This window comes from Bradyrhizobium sp. SYSU BS000235, from assembly GCF_049747295.1.
Classification (GTDB): Bacteria; Pseudomonadota; Alphaproteobacteria; order Rhizobiales; family Xanthobacteraceae; genus Afipia.
This window is the reverse complement of the sequence record NZ_JBMHJM010000001.1, coordinates 4,498,823-4,518,507: the sequence shown is the minus strand read 5'-3', so window position 1 is coordinate 4,518,507 and position 19,685 is coordinate 4,498,823. Positions and strand designations below refer to the sequence as shown.

Annotated in this window: 16 protein-coding genes; 6 read left to right on the top strand and 10 right to left on the bottom strand. The window is 60.3% G+C overall.

Annotated features, from left to right (window positions below; genetic code table 11):
* Nucleotides 1–37: 37 nt before the first annotated feature.
* The 3 genes from tehA to ACP0KA_RS21110 form a co-directional block, all read right to left on the bottom strand.
* Nucleotides 38–976, bottom strand: a complete 939-nt coding sequence (tehA, locus tag ACP0KA_RS21120) for a dicarboxylate transporter/tellurite-resistance protein TehA (RefSeq protein WP_424631680.1) — start codon at nucleotides 974–976, stop codon at nucleotides 38–40.
* Nucleotides 977–1,122: 146 nt separating this feature from the next.
* Nucleotides 1,123–2,088, bottom strand: a complete 966-nt coding sequence (locus ACP0KA_RS21115; RefSeq protein ID WP_424630676.1) for an MBL fold metallo-hydrolase — start codon at nucleotides 2,086–2,088, stop codon at nucleotides 1,123–1,125.
* A 126-nt stretch (nucleotides 2,089–2,214) separates the two neighbouring features.
* Nucleotides 2,215–3,039 carry an alpha/beta fold hydrolase gene (locus ACP0KA_RS21110; protein WP_424630675.1) on the bottom strand — a complete coding sequence of 275 codons (825 nt, stop codon included), beginning with the start codon at nucleotides 3,037–3,039 and terminating at the stop codon, nucleotides 2,215–2,217.
* A gap of 122 nt (nucleotides 3,040–3,161) precedes the next feature.
* On the opposite strand from ACP0KA_RS21110, the gene ACP0KA_RS21105 reads away from it, so the two are divergent.
* Nucleotides 3,162–4,121: an AraC family transcriptional regulator gene (locus ACP0KA_RS21105; RefSeq protein ID WP_424630674.1), complete on the top strand. Its 960-nt coding sequence runs from the start codon at nucleotides 3,162–3,164 to the stop codon at nucleotides 4,119–4,121.
* Nucleotides 4,122–4,160: 39 nt separating this feature from the next.
* Here ACP0KA_RS21105 and ACP0KA_RS21100 read toward each other — a convergent pair whose 3' ends face one another.
* Nucleotides 4,161–4,970, bottom strand: a complete 810-nt coding sequence (locus ACP0KA_RS21100) for an NAD-dependent protein deacetylase (protein WP_424630673.1) — start codon at nucleotides 4,968–4,970, stop codon at nucleotides 4,161–4,163.
* 115 nt (nucleotides 4,971–5,085) lie between these two features.
* The gene (locus tag ACP0KA_RS21095) at nucleotides 5,086–5,865 is read right to left on the bottom strand and encodes a transporter substrate-binding domain-containing protein (protein WP_424630672.1); all 780 of its coding nucleotides are present in this window, start codon (nucleotides 5,863–5,865) and stop codon (nucleotides 5,086–5,088) included.
* Nucleotides 5,866–6,297: 432 nt separating this feature from the next.
* Between ACP0KA_RS21095 and ACP0KA_RS21090 the strand changes: the two genes are divergently transcribed.
* On the top strand, nucleotides 6,298–8,061 hold the full coding sequence (locus ACP0KA_RS21090) for a cytochrome c biogenesis protein DipZ (RefSeq protein WP_424630671.1): 1,764 nt from the start codon (nucleotides 6,298–6,300) through the stop codon (nucleotides 8,059–8,061).
* A gap of 233 nt (nucleotides 8,062–8,294) precedes the next feature.
* Here ACP0KA_RS21090 and ACP0KA_RS21085 read toward each other — a convergent pair whose 3' ends face one another.
* Nucleotides 8,295–8,729: an ester cyclase gene (locus ACP0KA_RS21085; protein WP_424630670.1), complete on the bottom strand. Its 435-nt coding sequence runs from the start codon at nucleotides 8,727–8,729 to the stop codon at nucleotides 8,295–8,297.
* Between the two features lie 103 nt (nucleotides 8,730–8,832).
* On the opposite strand from ACP0KA_RS21085, the gene ACP0KA_RS21080 reads away from it, so the two are divergent.
* The 3 genes from ACP0KA_RS21080 to ACP0KA_RS21070 all read left to right on the top strand — a co-directional run bounded on the left by ACP0KA_RS21080 (nucleotide 8,833) and on the right by ACP0KA_RS21070 (nucleotide 11,390).
* Complete coding sequence (locus ACP0KA_RS21080; protein ID WP_424630669.1) at nucleotides 8,833–9,687, top strand: LysR family transcriptional regulator; 855 nt, start codon at nucleotides 8,833–8,835, stop codon at nucleotides 9,685–9,687.
* A 30-nt stretch (nucleotides 9,688–9,717) separates the two neighbouring features.
* The gene (locus ACP0KA_RS21075) at nucleotides 9,718–10,080 is read left to right on the top strand and encodes a hypothetical protein (RefSeq protein WP_424630668.1); all 363 of its coding nucleotides are present in this window, start codon (nucleotides 9,718–9,720) and stop codon (nucleotides 10,078–10,080) included.
* Between the two features lie 317 nt (nucleotides 10,081–10,397).
* Nucleotides 10,398–11,390, top strand: coding sequence for a Bug family tripartite tricarboxylate transporter substrate binding protein (locus ACP0KA_RS21070; protein ID WP_424630667.1), 993 nt, complete (start codon nucleotides 10,398–10,400; stop codon nucleotides 11,388–11,390).
* Nucleotides 11,391–11,613: 223 nt separating this feature from the next.
* Here the strand turns inward: ACP0KA_RS21070 and ACP0KA_RS21065 are convergent, their stop codons facing one another.
* Together ACP0KA_RS21065 and ACP0KA_RS21060 are read right to left on the bottom strand one after the other, a co-directional pair.
* Complete coding sequence (locus tag ACP0KA_RS21065) at nucleotides 11,614–12,171, bottom strand: outer membrane protein (RefSeq protein ID WP_424630666.1); 558 nt, start codon at nucleotides 12,169–12,171, stop codon at nucleotides 11,614–11,616.
* Between the two features lie 13 nt (nucleotides 12,172–12,184).
* Entirely contained in the window at nucleotides 12,185–13,156 is a 972-nt protein-coding gene (locus tag ACP0KA_RS21060; RefSeq protein WP_424630665.1) for an AraC family transcriptional regulator, read from the bottom strand.
* 362 nt (nucleotides 13,157–13,518) lie between these two features.
* Here ACP0KA_RS21060 and ACP0KA_RS21055 point away from each other — a divergent pair, with 362 nt between their 5' ends.
* The gene (locus ACP0KA_RS21055) at nucleotides 13,519–14,397 is read left to right on the top strand and encodes an outer membrane protein (RefSeq protein ID WP_424630664.1); all 879 of its coding nucleotides are present in this window, start codon (nucleotides 13,519–13,521) and stop codon (nucleotides 14,395–14,397) included.
* A 98-nt stretch (nucleotides 14,398–14,495) separates the two neighbouring features.
* On the opposite strand, the gene ACP0KA_RS21050 is transcribed toward ACP0KA_RS21055, so the two are convergent.
* Entirely contained in the window at nucleotides 14,496–19,106 is a 4,611-nt protein-coding gene (locus tag ACP0KA_RS21050; protein ID WP_424630663.1) for an Ig-like domain-containing protein, read from the bottom strand.
* Nucleotides 19,099–19,404 carry a hypothetical protein gene (locus tag ACP0KA_RS21045; protein ID WP_424630662.1) on the bottom strand — a complete coding sequence of 102 codons (306 nt, stop codon included), beginning with the start codon at nucleotides 19,402–19,404 and terminating at the stop codon, nucleotides 19,099–19,101. Before ACP0KA_RS21045 ends, ACP0KA_RS21050 begins: the two co-directional genes overlap by 8 nt.
* Nucleotides 19,405–19,685 lie beyond the last annotated feature (281 nt).

Here is a 19,685-nt window from a genome sequence, read left to right as displayed (position 1 = left end):
AACTCAGGCTTTCTGCGATGCGCATTTCTTCACGCATCTATTTCCGCGGAGACGAGAACATTTTTCCCGATAACAGCAGGAAGAGCGTCATGACGGTCAGGCAGACGATAACGACATTGGCCATCACGAAGAGCAGCGGTCCCAGGACGGCAATTGCGCCGTGATCACCCAGCGCGATAAGTCGTGCGGGCGCCGTGGCGATCGCCGTCGCTCCGAAGCTGAACGCCCATAGTCCCGGGACTGCACCTGCTTGCGCGATCCAGTGAGAAAGCCGCGCCATGACCAAGAGCTGAAGGATGCCGTAGCCGATGAGCGCGTGGACGAAGATGTCCGGCACGCCGCCGCCGATAGCGATATAGGCGACGGCTCCAACTGGCGCAGGTGCAAGTTGGATCCCCAGTGTAGGACGCAACGGCGCTGCTTTCGTCGGACCTGTCAGCAACCGATGCAGCAACACGGATTCCACCGCAAGCCACGAGAAGATGCCGGCGCCGAAGGCTAGCTGCCCCCAATCCGGATAGCCGAGCGCGGAAACGACGATCGCCGAAACGAAGCTTCCGGCAACGGTCGGCAAATAAAGGACAGCTGTCGTAGCAGCGTGGTCGCGTTCGCCCTGCCAAAGCCCGCCCGTGCGCCACACGGCAAAGATAAGCGTGAAGGCAAAGCCGACCGCAAACACAATTTCAGCACTCAAGCGAAAATGAGGAACGAGACCACCAGCGATCAGCATGGTCGCGACGCCCGCCAATCCAATGAAACAGCATTGAACGGGATGGGCAGCTTCCTCCACCAACTTCGTCGGCGCGAGGACCGCCTTGAGCATGTACAGAATGACGAGCAGCGCCCAGACGACGCCGGCGAAAGCATAGATCCATTCCGCGACAACGCCTGGAAGTTGCCAGGCGCGTGAGGCCGCGCGCCATGCACTTCCAAGACCGGCCAGCCCCAGCACGATGCCGAAATAGCTGGCCGGCATATTACCGACAATTTCGGTGAAACGGCCCGATGCGTCTTTCGCAGAACTCTGCGTAGTCAATACTGCTTCCATGGCCGTTCCTCATGAGACCTTGAGCACGCCTGCGATGCCTGGATCAGCGCAGCGCGGGGCTATCGCTTTGGCGATCAAACCCCTTCGTATGCAATCCGGGTGAAGAACGCCCCATTGACGACGAATTGCCCCCACTTCGCGTCGAATGCGGCCGTCGGCTTGGCTTTGACAATATCGTCCAATGAAAGTCCCTTGGCCTTGAGCGCGGCAACGTTGCCGCGGATGGCAGCCAGCATGTCCCTGAATTCCACAAGCTGCGCGCGGTTACCGATCGGGCCATGGCCCGGCACGATGATGGTCTTGTCGGTGGTCATCGCGATGATTGCGTCAGCCTCGCGGATTGTGCCGTCAATACTGCCGCCGGTGGAATAATCGATGAAGGGGTAGATCCCATTCCACCAGATGTCGCCGGTATGCAGGACATCGGCTTCGGTGAAGTATACGGAGATGTCGCCGTCGGTATGAGCAGGCTGATGGACTTTGAGGGAAATCGTCGCCCCGTTATGGTGAAGCGTTTTGTCAGTGGCGGTGAGCTCGGTTGGCAGCGCGCCCGCCGGGGCCGGCGGAAAATTAAAATTCCAGTCTTCGACGCGCTGCGTCGAAGCCAGATGCCTCAGTGTATTGTCGTGGGCGAGAATGGTTGCCCCCGCGGCATGGAGCCACTCGTTGCCGTCGCAATGATCGAAGTGCCAGTGCGTATTGATCAGGCGCTTGATCGGTTTGGCATCGAGACTATCCAGTGCTTCAACGATGCGCGGCTTCGAGGCCGTGATTCCGGCATCGACAAGGAGTTTGCCATCTGAGCCCGTCAGCACTGCGATGTTGCCGCCGGAGCCTTCCAGCACGCTGACGTTTCCGCGCAACTTGTGGACTGTGATCTTCGCTTTCGCGGCCTCACCACGGATCATGTCGACGATGCCGCTCGCCTGAGCGAAAACTTCCCGTGGCGTGAGCCAGCCGCCGGCCACAGCAGCCGTGGCACCAAGACAGCACAGGCAAAAACCGCGTCGTGAAAGTTGATGGCGTGTGGGTGTGGACATCGTCGTCCCTCCGATTCAAGCTGGAAACAAGGGTGAAGCTATTTCGTCTATCTGGCGGCCAATTCGCGGAGAGCGAAAATGGACAGACCCGTTCTTCGCGCGGAGCTTCGCCCCGCGTGCACTCGTTTACGATTTGATGAACGCCAGCAGCTCTGCGTTAATGATTGCGGCTTCCGTCGTCGGCATGCCGTGCGGAAATCCCTTGTAGGTTTTCAACGTGCCGTTCTTCAGAAGCTTGGCGCTGAGTGGTGCGGAATCTGCGTATGGCACGATCTGGTCGTCGTCGCCGTGCATGACCAAAACGGGGACCGTTATCTTCTTGAGGTCCTCGGTGAAGTCGGTCTGTGAGAATGCAACAATTCCGTCATAATGCGCCTTCGCACCACCCATCATGCCCTGCCGCCACCAATTCTGAATCAGAGCCTCTGAGGGCTTCGCACCCGGCCGGTTAAAGCCGTAGAACGGCCCCGCCGGCACGTCGCGATAGAATTGAGAACGATTGGCGGCGAGTTGCGCCTGCAAATCGTCGAAAACGTCTTTCGGCAGGCCGCCGGGATTGTCGGCGGTCTTCACCATCAACGGAGGCACAGCACTCATGATGGCTGCCTTTGCAACACGGTCCTCACCATGCCGTGCAAGATAACGCACGACCTCACCACCACCGGTTGAATGGCCGACATGTATCGCATTTTTGAGATCGAGATGGGCTGTCAGTGCAGCGAGATCGTCGGCATAATGGTCCATATCGTGACCATCGCCGGTCTGAGTCGACCGTCCATGGCCGCGCCGGTCATGAGCGATAACGCGGAAGCCTTTGCTCAAGAAGAAGAGCATCTGCGTATCCCAGTCATCGGCGGAGAGCGGCCAACCATGACTGAAAACGATGGGCTGCCCAGCCCCCCAGTCCTTGTAGAAAATCTCGATACCGTCGGTGGTTTTGATGATAGGCATCTGATGTTCCTCCTGAGGATAGCATCTCCATGAGGCACGCTATTTCCGGATGGCCGCCGGGCAAATGCTTGCTAGGCTCAGCCTTGTGCCCGTGCGGATCATTGAATCGGTGAGTACTTCGAATGGGTGAGAGCTCCGCATCGGATGCCCTGAGTGGTTTGGCGCCATTGCTGCGGGTACGCCCGGAACTGCAATATATCTGCCGTTTTGGCTCGCAATGGGCGTCTGACCACGCCCGCGAGCGCTACTCCTGGGCACCATTTCACATCGTGACCGACGGAAGGTGCGTGCTGCATCTGACGGAGCCCGGCCGCTCCATTCGGCTCGGGACCGGAGATGTCGTCGTTCTGCCGCACGGAAGCGCTCACGTCGTGCATAGCGAAGCGACCTCGCCCCAGAATTGTGGACCGTTCGGCATACAAAGCCGTGAAACGCGCGCGATCCTGCTCAAATCAAACACCGACGAGGAGCCCGATACGCAGCTCGTCTGCGGCAGGCTCAAGTTCGAACACGCGGGACAGAATCTGATTCTGGCAGCGCTGCCGGAGGCCATCGTCATTTCCGCCGCGTCCGGGCAAGACACGCAGCACATGCAGCGCCTCATTGCTCTGATCAAGATGGAGCTCGACGAAGCCCGTCCCGGCGCGGCAGCCATCGCAGCCGATCTGGCAAGCGTGCTTCTCGTCATGGCGGTTCGTGTGTATCTCGAATCTGAGGTCGCTTCTGAGAGCATTTTGGCGTTGCTCAGTCATCCGCAGGCCGGTCGCGCTGTTGCCGCAATGCTGAGCGACCCAAGCCGGTCCTGGACACTTGATGAGCTGGCCGCACTCGCGAATGCGTCGCGCGCAAATCTTGTCAGAATCTTTCGCAAGACGGCGCACGTGTCGCCGCTCGCTTTTCTGTCCGAAATGCGGCTTGAGCTCGCGCGGAGAAAAATATCGGGATCGTCGCGTCCCTTGGCGGGCATCGCGGCGGAAGTCGGCTATCAATCCGAGAGCGCCTTCAGTCGCGCTTTTCAGCTTCGTTACGGCATGCGCCCCGGAGAAGCCCGCGCCGGTGCCCGCGTCTCGAACAGTCGCTGATGTGCCGTCGCCACCGTCCGATGGTCGGCAAAAACAATCTCACAGCAGAAACGACAGCGCGGCCTCGCACTGATCTTCCACCTTTAACGATAGCAAATCGTCAGCGCGGGTGCGGCCGAGATTGACCGCCGCGATCGGTATATTTCGCTGAGCCGCCATCTGCACGAAGCGGAAGCCGGAATAGACCATCAGCGATGAACCGACGATCAACAAGCCGTCGGCGTTTTCCATATGCGCCTTTGCGGACTCCACCGTCTCGCGCGGAACGGTCTCACCGAAAAACACCACATCCGGCTTCAAAATTCCACCGCATGACCCACACGACGGCACGTGGAAGGACGAAAAGTCCTCATGCTCCAGGTCCGCATCGCCGTCCGGCGCATCGTGTCCGTCCAGTTCAAGCCATGCGCCGTTCGAACGCGCGAGGTCTGTCTGGAATTCGTCCCGCGCGCTCTTCTCTCCGCACGCCATGCAGCGGACTCTGTCAAGCCGGCCGTGCAGATCGATGACATCGCGATGGCCGGCCACCTGGTGCAAACGATCGACATTCTGCGTGAGAAGAATCTCGCAATCGCCTCTTGCCTCGAGATTGGCGAGTGCGCGGTGCGCGCCATTCGGCTGCGCACGTCCAAAACGCCGCCAGCCGATCAGACTCCGTGCCCAGTAACGCTGCCGGTTGGCCTCCGCGCCCATGAAGGACTGGTAAGTGATCGGCGGCGTACGCTTCCAGTTGCCGTGGCTGTCGCGATAATCGGGAATCCCGGAATTCGTGCTGCACCCTGCCCCAGTGAGCACGAAAAGACGTCGATGCTGATGGATGAAATCTTCGAGAGCGCGGCGGTCCGACATGCCCCATCATCTAGGGCACTTCAAACCCGATTTCCAGATGTGGGAGACCCGGCACGCAAAACCAAGACTTCCGGCAGGCTTGTCCCCCAGACCCAGTCAGGACTCGCCTTCGAACCTAGAACCTGTCGTTCCCGGCAGCAGCCAATGCTTTGTCATAGTCTCCTGCGCCGAGTGCCTTTGTCAGCCAGCCATCGACGGCCGCCTTCAAGGCGCTGTCACGCATCATCCAATAAGCTTTGTCGAAATGATCGAATGGCGCGGGCACCTTTGCCGCGCACAGAACACCCGGATGCTGTCGCACCTGATAATCGACCTCGGCGCCATCGGTGACCATGACGTCGGCCCGATTGTTCACCACCTCGTCGAACACAGTACGATTGTCGTTGCGCACGTCCAGCTGCGCCTGCGGGAAGTTCGCCTTAGCAAACAGCTCATTGGTGCCGCCGACATTGACCACGACACGCACATCGCCACGGTCGATCGCCGCGACGGACGTGTAGCGCTCCGCGTCCGAACAGCGCACGATCGGGCGCTTGCCGTCGCGCAACACCGTGACGGAGAAATCGCCGATGGCTGCACGATCCGGCGTGACGCTGACGCCTCCCATGGCGACATCGAAACGATCCGCCTGAAGATCCGCTGCCATGGTCTTCCACGTCGTCGGTACGATCTCGAGCGCCACTCCGAGCGACGTCGCCAATGCATGCGCCATCGCAACATCCGCTCCATGAAATTTGCCATCCGGCGCGCGGCGCGCGTACGGCGCATAGTCGCCCGTCAACCCAACTCGCAACGTGCGGGCGGCTTCAATGGCGTTCAGCGTCCGAGCCTCGGCAGCTACGTCCGCGCGTATGAAGATGAGCGCCAGAGCGGCGACGAACGGCAGCAATTTCAAGGTTCAAGCCCTATCTCATTGTCGCAAATGGAGCATCAAAGTCGAACTTGCGACGCTGGAAGTCAATTCTGCCCGAAATGCGTAGCGCAGCCGCGCCTCATTAGCTGAGCGCCCGCGAGGATTGGCCTCGCTCTTGTCGAGCTCAGCCGGCACGATCCCGGCGGCGAGGCTTCTGCGGATCATCCAGCATCTCCCTCTCCTCGATTTAAACCCGCTTGTCCTTCAAAGCGACATAGGTGCGTGAATTCGCACTGGCAATTCGGCTCTCGTTGGCGAGAAAGCCTGTTGTCTGAAAGCGACATCCAGCGCGCTTGATCAGCCGGCGAACGATGGCGGTCACGTGCACGTGACACCATCTTGTGGAGTAACAAATCTGCGGCCATCGCGTATTTGGTGTAACGATCCCGCGTCTGTCCCTTCACGAGCGATTTAATGACCCTGCTTGTTCTGGCCTTCTTTGGCGGAATGCTGACCATCCTCAGCCCATGCATCCTGCCGGTGCTGCCCTTCGTGTTCGCCCGTGCCGACCGGCCCTTCCTGCGCAACGGACTGCCGATGCTGATCGGCATGACGCTCACTTTCGCGATTGTCGGTACGCTTGCAGCGGTCGCGGGCGGCTGGGCCGTCGCCGCCAATCAGTACGGACGCTGGGTCGCAGCCGTCCTGCTTGCTTTCTTCGGCCTCACGCTGCTGTTTCCCTCGCTCTCGGATCGGCTGACGCAGCCGCTCGTCGCCCTCGGTGGACGGCTGTCGCAATCCGCGGATGATCCCAATCGTTCGGGGATTCTGTCATCGGCGGTGCTCGGCGTTGCGACGGGCCTGCTGTGGGCACCCTGTGCCGGCCCGGTGCTCGGCCTGATCCTGACCGGCGCCGCACTCCAGGGGGCGAATGCACAAACCACCTTCCTTCTCCTGTCTTATGCGGTAGGTGCGGCAACGTCCCTCGCTCTTGCGCTGCTGGTCGGCGGGCGGTTGTTTGCGGCCATGAAGCGTTCGCTCGGCGTCGGTGAATGGATCCGGCGCGGACTGGGCGGGGCCGTGATTGCGGCCGTTATTGCCATCGCACTCGGTCTCGATACCGGTTTCCTGACCAACGTATCACTCGCAAGCACGACAGCGTTCGAACAGAGCCTGCTCAATCGCTTCCATCCGCCTGTGCAGGACAAGACGGCAAGCATGACCGGCGCACCGGCGATGATGCAAAAAACATCGCCGTCCGGTGGAAATGCCCTGCCGGTCGAAGATACCAAGCCGAATTTCGACGGCGCGGTGCAGTGGCTGAACTCGCCGCCCCTCTCGGTGGAGGCACTACGCGGCAAGGTCGTGCTGGTGGATTTCTGGACCTATTCCTGCATCAACTGCATTCGCGCGCTGCCTTACGTGCGTGCCTGGGCTGACAAGTACAAGGATCAGGGCCTCGTGGTGATCGGCGTGCATGCGCCGGAGTTCGCCTTTGAGAAGAACATCGCCAACGTGAAGAAGGCCGTTGCTAATCTCAAGATCACGTATCCCGTGGCGATCGATAATGACTACAAGATCTGGCGTGCATTCGAGAACGAGTATTGGCCGGCACATTACTTCATCGATGCGCAAGGCCGCGTGCGACATCATCATTTCGGCGAAGGCAATTACGAGGAGTCCGAGCGCGTCATTCAGAAGCTCCTTGCAGAAGCCGGACAAAAGAATGTCGCGTCGAACATCGTCAATGTCAGCGCGTCGGGTGCGGAAGCATCTGCCGACCTCAGCCGCGTGAAGTCACCCGAGACGTATATCGGCTACGACCGTGCCGAGAACTTTATTTCACCCGGCGGGGCGGTGCACAACACCGGGCACGACTACGACGTCGGCAAGCCCGAGTTGAACCAATGGGGCCTGACCGGCAACTGGACGGTGCACGAGGAGCACGCCGCACTGAACGCGGCCGATGGCGGCATCACCTTCCGCTTCCACGCACGCGACCTGCATCTCGTGCTCGGCCCCGGAGTGGACGGCAAGCCGGTGCGCTATCGCGTGACCATCGATGGCGCCGCGCCGGGTGACAATCACGGCACCGACACCGCAGCCGACGGCAGCGGCGTCATCACCGAACAGCGGCTTTATCAGCTCATCCGGCAAAACGGCCCGATCGCGGATCATACATTCGAGATTCGCTTTCTCGATCCCGGCGTGCAGGCTTACGCGTTCACGTTTGGATAGCAATTCATGAGAGATATCGCCGCCCCGCCGCCCCGCCGCCCGCAGCCGTCTGATCACCGCATTGACGTCCGAACGGCGGACCGGCTGCTTGGCGATGGCGGCGACAACGGCCAACAGCGCGGTTTGCGCGTACTCCACCGTTATGGACGCGAGCGACATCATCGTTGTTGCCAAAAATTCTTTTGTAAAGACTCCTTTCGTCATGGCGCGTCTCATGCCACGCTCGCTTTCATCTAGAAGACATTCTTTGCTTTGGCGGCATGGATGTTGCCGTGGACTTCCCACGCATTGCGCTCGACCCAATTGTGCCGCAGCAGTCCGTCAGGCCCGACTTCCCAGATTGCGATGCCGGTCATTTCGAATAGCACGCCGTTCGGCTCGGTGCACATGATGCCGTTGTTGCGCCCCGTGAAACGCCAGCGCGACGCCACGCGGCTGCCGTCCTGGTTCTGAAACGTGTCGATGCTTTCGAACTGCATGTCATAGACTTTGGACTGGAAGTCCACGACCCATGCTTTGAAAGCCTCGCGCGAGACGACATCGTTGCCGCCTGACGTGATCACAAAATCCTCCGCCACCAGCTCGTCGATGGCGTCAGGGTTATGCGGCCGCTTCCAGACTTCGTTCCAGAATTTCTCGACGATCGCGACGCTGTCACGTTTGGTCATTTGATCCTCCATGTGACTTGATTTCCGTTACCCGCTATATGGGGCCGCTGACAGGATGTTTGAAATTCGCTATGATTTCCCATCATATGTGAATTTCTGCACAATGCCGGATTGGGAAGACCTCAAACATTTCGCGGCCCTCGCGCGCCTCGGCACGCTCTCTGCGGCTGCCCGCGAGTTGAACGTCGAGCACGCCACCGTCGCGCGGCGCATCGCGGCGCTGGAGAGCGAGCTGCGTTCGCGGCTGGTGGATCGTCGCGGCCGCAGGCTCGTGCTCACCGCGGCAGGAAAACGCATCGCTGAACTGGTGGCGCAGATGGATGCACAGGCCACCGCTGTCGCGCGCACGGCCGGAAGCCAGCAGACCGAATTGGCCGGTCAGGTCACCATCGCAGCCACACCTGGTCTCGCCGCCGCGATGCTGGCTGAGCCGATCGTGGAATTGCACAGGCTCTACCCGAAGCTCTCCATTCGCCTGCTGGCTGAGACGCGTCATGCTTCGCTCGACCGGCGCGAGGCCGATGTCGCGGTCCGGCTCGGGCGTCCCGCGAAGGGCGACTTCATCACCACGAAGGTCGGCGCGCTCGCGTTTCACCTCTATGCCAGCCAAGCGTATCTCAAGGAAACCGCGCCATCGGGCTGGAGCTTCATCGGCTATGATGAGGCGCTCGATGAGACACCGCAGCAGGCCGCGTTGCGCCGCCTCGCCGGCAAGAAAGGGATTGCCCTGCGCGCCTCCACCATCGAGATGCAGCTTGCGCTGGTGCGCATCGGCGGCGGGGTCGCCGTGCTTCCGGATTTTATTGTGAGGGAGGCCTCGAACCTTGTCCGCGCGCGCCCCGACGAACTGGCGCGGCGCGAGGTCTGGCTGGTCTATCACAGCGATCTGAAAAGCTCACTTCCCGTCCGGACTGTCGTCACCGGCATCCGGGATTTTCTGAAAAGCCGATTAGGTTGACCAAATCGGACTGAGGTGGAGATGAGGAAGATGACCATGCCGGCTAAAGCCACCCTGCTCGCTTTTGCAGTTGTAATGTCACTCTCCGCTCCGGCGCTAGCCGATTGCAAGGAGCCGGAGATCGGCACCAACAGCGTTCCGATGTTCTCGCCGCCGCTCGGCGAAGTGGTCATCGGCAAGGGACGTCTGCAATTTTATTCGGCGCCGAATGCCGACTGTGCGATGAGCGGCGTGTTCGTGATCCCGAACGATCACTTGATCGCCTATGGCCAGTCCGATAGCGGCTGGTCGTCCGTGATGTACTCAAACCCCAGGACCGGCGACATCGTGACCGGCTGGGTGAAGTCCTCGCGCCTGAAAGTTACCGGCACGATGGGGCTCGGATCGGAGTAAAATCTCCTCCCGCCCGGGGTCTAATTCCCGCTTTCCGTGTCGTCAAAGCCGCCGAAAAGAACGATTTTCTACGCCTGAAACCGGCGCGAGATGGAAGCACTACGCGCCCAGATGCATTCGCAATAGCATTTCATTGCAGTGCACACCTTTCAGAGCCATTTTCTGAAGCACTGTCAGCGCATCGCTTGCTGCTGACGGAACAGAATTGACGGGCGAACGGGCTCTCCAGCACGCCTTCCAAAATAGAATTTCGTTCTCTCGCGCGGTCGCATGACGCGCGAATGGGATGACTTGTCCTTAAGAAAAGGAATACCTCAATGCGTTCCTTCAGGCTCTCCAAGTTGGTTTCGGCGTCTCTCGTGGCGGCTGGCATGCTCGTTGGCGCCAGCACCGCATCGCTCGCAGGGGCTGCGTGGCCGGCCCACACCATTAAGTTCATCGTTCCGTTCCCGGCAGGTGGCGCCACCGACACAATCGCGCGCGTCTATGCCGACAAACTCAGCGAAGCGCTGAAGCAGCCCGTCGTGGTCGATAACAAGCCCGGCGCCGGCACGGCGATCGCGGCTGAATACGTCGCGACAGCCGAACCCGATGGTTACACCATCGCGCTTGCGCCGGCGGCGCAGCTCGCCATCCTGCCGCACATTAACAGCAACATCCGCTTCGATCCGTTCAAGAGCTTCGCTCCGGTCTCTCTCCTCGCCTCCGTTCCTTATGTGATCGCGGCGAGCCCGAACACGCCGATTGCGAACGTGAAAGAGCTGATCGCGGCTGCGAAGAAGGACCCCGGCAAGCTGACCTATTCGTCGTGCGGGCCCGGCACGATGTGCCACCTCAGCGGTGAGATGTTCAAAAGCCAGACCGGCACCGACCTATTGCACGTGCCGTTCAAGGGCAGCGCACCGGCCATCAATGCCTTGATCGGCGATCAGGTGAATTTGGCCTTCGACACGCTGACCGTGCTCGCGCCGCAAATCCGCGACGGCAAGGTGAAGGGCCTTGCCATCGGCAGCCGTGAACGCTCGCCGCTGCTTCCGAACGTACCGACCGCAACTGAGGCCGGTCTCCCCGATTACGCAGTCGAGTCATGGTTCGGTCTCGTCGTGCCTGCGGCCACGCCGACCGACATCGTCCAGCGGCTGAACGCGGAAATCGTGCGTATCGGCAATCTGCCGGATGTGAAGGAACGCCTTGGCGCGCAGGGCCTGACGGTCAAGACCAATACACCGGAAGAATATGCTCAGCTCATCCGTACCGACTACGCCCGCTGGGGTCATGTGGTGGATGCTTCCGGCGCGCAGATCAACTGAACTTCGTCAGGACAAGCACTCATCGAGTCGATGCCTGCCCCGACGTTCACCGTTCTCTCTGAAGACTAAGGAGGCATCTTTCGATGCCTCCTCTTTTTTCGTCCGGTACTTCGGGACGAAGCGGGACTCACAAAAAAAGAGAGGGATTCCATCGCTGGAATCCCTCTCGTCTTGCTTTCCAAGTCAGCCTTCCAAGCCTCAGAGGCTTGAAAGGTGATAAGCCTTAGAGGTGATAGTTCACGCCGGCGCGCACGACGTGCATGTGGGTCTGTTCGGTGAACGAGACGCCTGCAGGAATGGGGGCACCGAGGGCGGCCAATGCGCCAAGGTCCAAGTCGTCCTTGCCGAGGTCAACATACATGTATTCGGTCTTGAACGACCAATTCTGGGCGATCATGTACTCGAAGCCGGCGCCAACGGTCCAGCCGACCTTGGTCTTCTCTCCAAGAGGAAGAAGGAAGCTGGTCGTTGTTTGTCCATAAGCAAGACCGCCCGTTGCGTACACAACCGAGCGCTCCCATGGCATGACACCAATGCGACCGCGAACGGTACCGAAGTAATCCAACGTCGTGCCGACGTCGCCAGGAGCGCCGACGCCAAGCGAAAGGTTGCTCTTCACATCCGCGCCCTGGATATCGGCTTCAAGACCATACAAGAACTGTCCGGACTGCCAGTTGTAACCGATCTGGGCACCGCCGATGAATCCGTTCGACCTCAGGTTCAATGAACCAAGCCCGCCGCCGATGGGCGCGCCAACGGCCTCGGCGTCTGAGGCAAACATGAAGAGCGCGCCTCTATACGTGCCCGCCGCGATATTGTGTTGGCGAACAGCCGAAGCGGGCGCGGAAGCGGCGGTTGAAATAGGACACTGCATTGAACCCGCATGCGAAGGCGATGTCGTTGACCTTCGTCAAGTCATACCGCACGTCGGACAGCATGGCCCGCGCCTTCTGCAGCCGCAGTTCAAGGATACGGTCTGAAAACGTGGTCCCCGTCTCAAGAAGAAGATTGCTAACGTAACGAGGAGACAATCCAAGATGACCTGCAAGCATGCCGATGGATAAGGATGGCTCGGCGAACCGCCGCTCGAGGATCGCAATCAATTCGCGCTGCCGCGCGGCGCGTAAGCCACGTTCTGCGGCGATCTCCGCTGCTTCGCCACGCGCACCCAGCGCTAACGTGATCAGGTCGCCCAGCATCGTGGTCGCGTGCTGCGTCAATTCCGGCGTTTCGTGAACTTCATCGGCGTCGAGCAGGAATTTGATCGTGCGTTCGAGATGCCGCACTGCCGGGTTGGCCGGGTCGAGCAACATCGCCGAACGGTCATCGGCATGCGGGACGAGTTTCAAAATTTGCGCGCGTGGAATGGACGCCAAATTCCATGCCGTGACCCCATTCGTAAAACTCGAAACCGGTTGGGCGACGTTGAAAGCCAGGACACTCCCTTGCTTCATCTCAAACCCCTGATTTCCAGCGGTCCATAATTGCGGCTGGGGGCTGCGATAAAAGCCAAGAAGAATATCATCCCTGTCGTGAGCCACGTGCTTGCGCGTGCGCACGTAGTGCTCCGTCGTCGTGGCGAACTTGCTGACGCTCAACTCGCCAAGCAGGACGTTCGTGGACGCAGTAAAAAACGGCTTGTCTTCGGCGTGCTTCATTTCAGCGTTGCCGAGTTGCTCCATCCAGATCTCGTGCCACAGCCGAAATCGCGCCCTGTCATTCAAATGAGAGGGAAGCTGATCCGATGAAAACTCGATCTTCGGCATATCCGTCCATGACCCCGCGCACCTGCGCCATTCGTATCATGGCTGCCGCACGAATGGCATCCACTTACCTTTCCATCAGTGTGATGCAAAAGCGGGCCGCAGTGCCCGATAGGTCAAGCTCAGAGCCGTCCGGTTCAAAACGTCGCGGCGCAGACCGTTGCGCCCAAACCACAGCGCCGCGGATTCCAAGATCGTGCCGTTTGGATCAATCCCAGTACGTTCCCGGACAAGACGGTCCGGAAGCGACTCAGTAGTTATTCCTGGTGTGGTCGTTCAGAAGCTCGTTTCTTTTTTTGGTGAGTCTTTCAAACGAACCTTCGGATTCAGGAAGTTAGCGACGGACTTACTTGGGGTTTTTAAGCATGAGAAAATTGAGCGCAGCCACTGTTGTCATTGCAAGCACGATGCTGTCGCCAGCATTCGGTGCCGACCTGCCCGTGAAGGCAAATCCGGTCCCTGTCTATAGCTGGACCGGATGGTATGGCGGCGTGAATGCCGGCTACGGCTGGCAAGACAAGAACGCGGCCTTTACCGGTGACGTCGTTACAAATCCGCTGATTGGCGCAGGCACCGTGTTTACGGACGGCCTGGTGCAGATATCGCAACAAGGGCCAGGGAATGGCCTGGTCCATCAGCCCTATCAGCAGCCTCTCAACGCATCCAGTTTCGTCGGCGGCGGGCAATTCGGTTACAATTGGCAGATTGATCGCAACTGGGTCGCGGGTTTCGAGGCCGACCTACAATACGCGAACGCCAAGGGCAGCGCCCTATTCAACGCGCCCGATACCCCCGGCGTCCAGCTCTCAGCCGCCTCCTCCCATCAGCTCGACTGGTTCGGCACGGTGCGCGGCCGCATCGGCTACCTGATCACCGACCGCTTCCTCGCATTCGGCACCGGTGGCCTTGCATATGGCGGCACGAAATCGCAAGCCTCCATCTCAATCATCAATGCCTCGGCCTGGAATGTCGGAGCTCCCGCCACACAAATTTTCTGCAACGGCTTCACCACCTGTCTCGCGGGCGCCTCGTCACAGACCTCAGTGGGCTGGACCGCCGGCGGCGGCCTTGAATATGCTGTGCTCCCGAACGTGACCATCAAGGGCGAATACCTGCACATCGACCTCGGCGACCAGAACGTGGTGCTGACGGTGCAAAGCCCAACCACCGGCAACGGCTTCGTCAACGCCAGGTTCAGCAACGCTTACGACATCGTTCGCGCGGGTATGAACTTCCGATTTTGAGTCAGGGCTGCGAAATATAGCGACTCTCTATTTTCGGCTTGAAAAACAAAAAGGAGGCATCTCGCGATGCCTCCTTCCCGCCCCTCAATCCGCCCCGCTTATGCGAAGTGGAAGTCGTCCACCTTCAGGCTCGCTTTGGTCACACCGGTCAGCGTGAGCGTCGAGCCGTCGCCGTAAGTGATGTCCACGCCGCCCACGGCATCGTGCACGGCGCCGGAGGCCATCAGCGCATTGAAGTCGGCGAAGACATTGTGATCGAGTTCGATCACGTCGTGCCCCGTTCCCTGCGCCTGGAAGTCGAACACCGTGTCATGACCGTCGCCGGCCTTGAAGACGAAGGTGTCGCTGCCGAGACCACCAAAGAGCTGGTCGGTGCCCGCGCCGCCCGCGATGACGTCGTTACCGGCGCCACCCAACAGCATGTCGTTGCCCGCACCGCCATTGATCGTCTCATTGCCGAGACCACCGTTGATGGTGTCGTTGCCCGCATCGCCGTTGAGGACGCTGTTGCCGGTGCCGCCATTGATGGTGTCGTTGCCTTCGCCGCCAGAGACGGTGTCATTGCCGGCGCCGGTCATCAGCGTGTCGTTGCCGTCGCCACCATTGATGGTCTCGTTGCCCGAGCCACCGATGATAGTGTCATTGCCGGCATCGCCGTTCAGCACGCTGTGGCCGGTGCCGCCGTTGATGGTGTCGTTGCCGTCACCCGCGTTGACGATCTTGTCGCCGGCCTGGAGCATGACCGTATCGTTACCGGTGCCGGCATCGATGACGTCATTCCCGAAGGACGAGAAGATGATGTCATTGCCGTCGCCCGCGGTGATGTGGTCCGCAGCCGTGGTATCGGACAAGACGTCCCCACCGTTAGTGCCGCTGACCTGGTGCAGGCCGTCGATGGTCAAAACAAACTGGCCGTCCGAGTGGCCGCCGTCATTGTCCGACGCCGTGTAGGTGATGGTCACGGTGGCCTGTTGCCCATCGGGCAGCGACGAGAAGATATCGCCGCCATCATACACGAGTTGACCGTTGACGATGTGGAACGCCGAGGTCGCCGCATCGGTGCTGACGTTGACGCCGTCCACGCCGGTGACGGTGAAGCCCGTCAGGTGCGGCCGGCCGTCTTCGACGTCGGTATCGTTGTGCACGAGATCGAACGTCGCAGTATCGCGCAGATGGACTTCGCCACTGTCATTGACGGTAACCGGCACGCCGTTCACATCGAACGAAGCGTGAGCCGTCGCCGTACCGCCCTCGCCATCCGAGATCGTATACTGGAACGACGCTTGACCGGTGAAGCCCGTGGCCGGCACAAAGTGGATGCCGTCCTTGTCCATCGTCACGGTGCCGCCGATAGCCGAACTCACAGCAGTGATGGTGAGCGCATCGTGATCCGCATCGGTGTCATTGCCGAGCAGGTCTGCGACCTTGATGAGGATGGGGTGGTCATCTGCATTCACAGTCGCAAGCGTATCAGCGACTGCAACCGGTGCGCTATTCACCGCCCGAAGCGAGACGTTATCGAGCTCGGCGCCGTTGTTGCCGTGCGCATTTCCGGTCCCCTGGAAGACGAGCTGGTTGGCAGTGCCCCCATTCGTAGTTTCACCACCCGTGACGTAGACAGTGATTTCCTGCCAGGTCTGTCCGTTCACAGGTGTCGCCTGGCCCGCCGCGGCGCCCGCCGTGATCGTGCCGGTCTCCGGATCCCAGCCCGGAGACGTGCTGTAGACAAGCTTGCCGCCCCAGTAGACGTTGATGCCTTGGTCGGTATTCGCCTTGTCACCATCCGCGAGTGAGAAGGTCAGCTTGTAGGTCCTGCCGGCCTCGACACCCTGAACCGTCTGGGCGAGCTTGATGTTCGAGCCGTTGGTGCTGCCGACCGTGTCGATATAGTATTTGCCGTCCGCCGCATCGACAGGGTTGTTCACCGTGTCCTGAGCGTGTGGGCCGTGAAGTTCGATTTTCTTGGTGGTGTTGATGTCGGTCCAGCCTGCGATCGCGGCAGGCTTGTCGTTCCTCCAGCCCCAGGTAGCCGCGTCGTTGACGCCGGTCAGATCCTCGAAGCTGCCGTTGACGATCAGGTTCGGGTTCTCGTCGACGTGAACCATCGAGACCTTGTCGAGCGCCACGCCGGCACCGTTCGAGTTCGGTGTGATGCTCTCGAACGCCAGTTGGTTCTTTCCATCGCCGTCACCGCCGACCACATCGATGGTGATCTCCTGCCATGCAGCCTGCGGGGTCCCCGTGTAAATGACCTTACCGCCCCACCAGACCTGGATGGTGTCATTGGTCTGCGCGGTGTCGGTATCCGCAATGGAGAACTTGAGCTGATAGGTCTCGCCCTTCTCGACGCCGGCGACAGTTTGAACCAGCTTGGCGTTTTTGTTAGCGCCTTCCATGTCGAACCAATAGGTTCCTTCCGTGGCCTTGATGCCACCGACGGTATCCCTGTGGACCTCGGCACGGTTGTCGGCCACGTTGACCCAACCGGCGATGACGCCTGCCGGGCTCGTATTCCGGAAGCCCCAATCGGCGGCATTGTCCGCGCCGGTCAAATCCTCGAAGCCGCCATTGACGATCAGGTTGACCGGTGCTGGCGCACCCGGATCAATCTTCACGTGCTGGGTCGCGACATCCGTGCCGCCGTGCCCGTCACTCACCGTGAAGGTGAACGTGTCAGTGCCCGTGTAACCGGAGTTCGCCGTGTATTGATAGGTGCCGTCAGCGTTGACCACGACGGTGCCGTGAGCGGCGCCATCCTTAAGACCGAAGGTCAGCGGGGCGTCGCCATCGGGGTCAGTTGCCGTGAGCTTGCCGGTGAGGACGGTGTCGTTAGTGCCCTCAGCGGTGCCGTCGACGGCATCCGGCGCGTGGTTCGCCGGGGGCGCTCCGGCATCGGCGATCTTGACGAGGTGCACGTCGTCGAGCGCCGCGCCGTACCAATTCTGATTGATCTCCGTACTCTGGAAGATGAGTTCGTTCGAGCCGTCGCCGATGCCGCCAACGACATTGAAGCTCATCGTATTCCAGCTCGCGTCTGGAACGCCTTCATAGATCACCTGGCCATTCCACAGCACGCGGACGCCGTCGTCGTTGGTGGTCCCGTCAGCGTCGGCGATCGAGAACGTCAGCTTGTAGGTCGCGCCGTCCTCGACATGTGCCACCTGCTGAACGAAGGTGCCGTTATGGCCGTTGCCGTCCAGATCCAGATACTTGGTGCCTTCCTTGGCGCCTACGCCGTTCTGCACATCCTTGTGCACTTCGGCGCGGTTGCCGCCCCGATCGAACCAACCCGGAATTGAGCCGCTCTCGCTGAGCCAGCCCCAGCCGTTGCCGGCAACGGAAAGACCGGCGACGTCCTCGAAGCCGCCATTGACGATGAGATCGGTGCCGATTGCGACCGGCTGCTCGACCGCGAGCCCTGGTGCATTGGCCAGCGTGTCCTCGAGGCCCGGGAGCGCCGCTTCGACAGCAGCGTCGTGACCGTCCTGGGCCATATGTGCAAGCTGGTCGCCGGTGATCGACACACCGTCGGAGAAAGTGACGGACCCAGGCTGATGAGCCGCATCGTCTGCACCACCATGAATCACCACCGCATCGTCGCCGGCGCGGATGATGAGATCGTGGCCGTCCCGAATGACGCTGATATCTGTCGACTTGATATCGGAGAACTTGATCGTGCTGGTGTGATCGAGCGAGACGAGATCGATGCCGTCGCCCGCACGGAACATCACCTGATCGCCGGTCGCAACGATCACGTCGTTGCCCGTGCTGCCCGTAAGCACGTCGGCGCCGTCATCACCGGAGAGGAAGTCGGCTCCAGCACCGCCGGTGAGATGGTCGTTACCTGCGCCGCCGAACAGCGCGTCGTTGCCGGCATCGCCCCAGATCACATCGTCACCGCCCTTGGTGATGATGACGTCATCACCAGCCATGCCGTAAATCTCGTCGTTGCCGGAGCCGGTCGTGACGTGATCGACATCTGTCGAGCCGTAGGTCACGTGCAGGCCGTTGATGTCCGCTTCGCCCGGGCGGGCGTTATGCATGTTGTCGACGAAAACGCCGTCGACGCCCATATCGATGAGTTTCTGGATGTCAGTCTCCGCGCCGTTGATCGTCCACGCGACGACCTTGAGGCCGGCCGCATGGGCGGCGTCGACATCCGCCTTGGTGAAAGAGCCGACCGAAGGCGCGATGATGTCTGCATACTCTGCGAGATCATCAGGATTGGAGATGCCGCTCCCGAGCTGAGCCAGCTGAAAATCGACGCCATATTGCTTCATGATGGTGTCGTGCAGCTGATGAAGGTTCGTTGCACTGAAGCTCTGGATGACGACCCGGTTCGGATCGGTGAAACCATGCTCAACAAACGTTTTGACCATCGCTTCGCTGGTCGCGTAGTCGGTGCTCTTGGTCTCTGGAATAATGCCGATGTCACGGCCGGTCTGGAGCGAGTAATCCTTCACGAGATCGATGACCTGACCGAGGGTCAGGAGCTTCGGATTCAGGGCCATTGCCTGCGCGTAGGTAAGATTGGCAAAGCCGCCGGCAATGTTGTCGTGGCTGACGACGAGCACGCCATCCTTCGTCAGATAGCAATCCGGCTCGACGAAATCCGCCCCCCAGTTCAGGCCGTTGACGTAGGATTCCAGCGTCGAATCCGGAGCAGGATCGCCACCGCCACGATGACCGTAAAGGGTGATGTCAGTCATGTTCATTCTCCAGCATTGAGATGTTGAGGATGTTGATGTATCGGCCGGTCACGGACGAATGCCCGTGACCGGCCGGTGATGAAAATTCGCGAATGGATGAAAAGGCCGGACGAGGCGCGCCGAAGCTCGGCGCCTCTCCGGCAGTTTCGATGATGTCGTGAGGGTGTTGCGTCGGGTGGCGATACATTGCCTGCACGCGGGCGAGCCTGGGCAAATGACAAGAGACCTGGGCGAAATACTTCGCCGTTATGCGGTGATCCGCGCGATGTCCCTGCTGTTTGCTTCGCCAAATGTTCATATGAACGTCAAATCAACTTCGATGGAGTCCAAATCAACAAAATCGCGTTCATATGATCACGCGCTACGTTCAGTTACATGGTTATGATGACGTGCACGCGACACCACGACCCTTGCGCAAATGACGCGTGAGAAAAAATCGGATCGCGGATTGAATCGTTGTGGATGAAGGGCGCGGTTGCTCATACGGCGCGCGTCGCGTCGTCGTTCAGATGCGGGATCGAAGACCGCGCGAACGCACTAATAAAGTGGCGATTGCCGTGAATCGAACCGCGCGTCACA